This is a genomic window from Vibrio sp. Vb0304, from assembly GCF_033338995.1.
GTDB lineage: Bacteria > Pseudomonadota > Gammaproteobacteria > Enterobacterales > Vibrionaceae > Vibrio > Vibrio alginolyticus.
This window is the reverse complement of record NZ_JAWOTT010000317.1, coordinates 1-1,092: the sequence shown is the minus strand read 5'-3', so window position 1 is coordinate 1,092 and position 1,092 is coordinate 1. Positions and strand designations below refer to the sequence as shown.

At 44.5% G+C, this 1,092-nt stretch carries 1 protein-coding gene; it reads left to right on the top strand.

From position 1 onward, the window contains the following. A partial coding sequence (locus R7P35_RS25925; protein WP_318093329.1) for a helicase C-terminal domain-containing protein occupies positions 1–1,051 on the top strand: 1,051 nt, incomplete at its 5' end. Between the last annotated feature and the right edge of the window lie 41 nt (positions 1,052–1,092).

The window sequence follows — 1,092 nt, the reverse complement described above, 5'->3', positions numbered from 1 at the left end:
AGAGCTAAAGCAGTTCAGTAAGAAAGCAAACCAAAGCGTCGCGAAAATCGCCGATCTTATCGCAGAAAGAGTCAAAGATGGCGAACTCGCGGCAAGATTGGCCGAGCCTGCGCTCGCTGAACTAGGTTTCTATATTCAACGACTTGAGAACCTCGCTCAAGTTTGGCATTTGATGGCAGAGCCAACACGAGAAAAAGGAGCACCTTTAGCGAGATGGCTAGAAACTCACCCAGATCGTGAAGGCGATTTTATTGTGAGTGTCTCCCCTCTTGAGATTGGATGGCAGCTAGACCAACAGATTTGGAGTCGTTGTATTGGTGCCGTATTAGTTTCAGCAACAATGCGAGCGTTGAACTCTTTCCACTATTTTTGCCATCAAGTAGGCATTGATGGAAAGCCAGAATCTGGGACTCAGTTTTTGGCACTCGCTTCGCCTTTTGATTATCAAAACCAAGCTGAGTTACTCATACCTGCAATGAAGTACGAACCATCGGCACCTCAATTTACTGAATATCTTATTGAGATCTTGCCTAAGTACTTAGAAGACAAAAAGGCCAACGTGGTATTATTCTCCTCATACTGGCAGATGAACCAAGTCGCAGAAGCGCTGTCTTCAGAGTTCATAAAACGAGGCTGGGCTTTGCAAGTACAAGGCGAAAGTTCTCGTCAAGAAATTCTAAAAAAACATAAAAAGCTTGTAGAAACAAACAAAACCAGCGTTCTCTTTGGTACAGGAAGCTTTTCGGAAGGACTCGATTTGCCAGGAGAGTTACTGGAAAACTTAGTGATCACCAAAATTCCATTTGGTGTTCCGACCTCTCCAGTAGAACAAGCGCATTCAGAATACATAGAAAAGAAAGGCGGCAACCCGTTTATGCAAATCACTGTACCTGATGCGAGCAAAAAGCTGATCCAGAGCGTGGGCCGCCTACTGCGTAAAGAACGAGATTCTGGTAGAGTGACCATTCTGGATCGACGCCTCGTAACCAAACGCTACGGGCAAGCACTTATCGACTCACTGCCGCCATTTAAACGAAAAATAGAATATTAGAAGAATAAGAATTTATGGAAATGATAGAGCCGACAATGCTG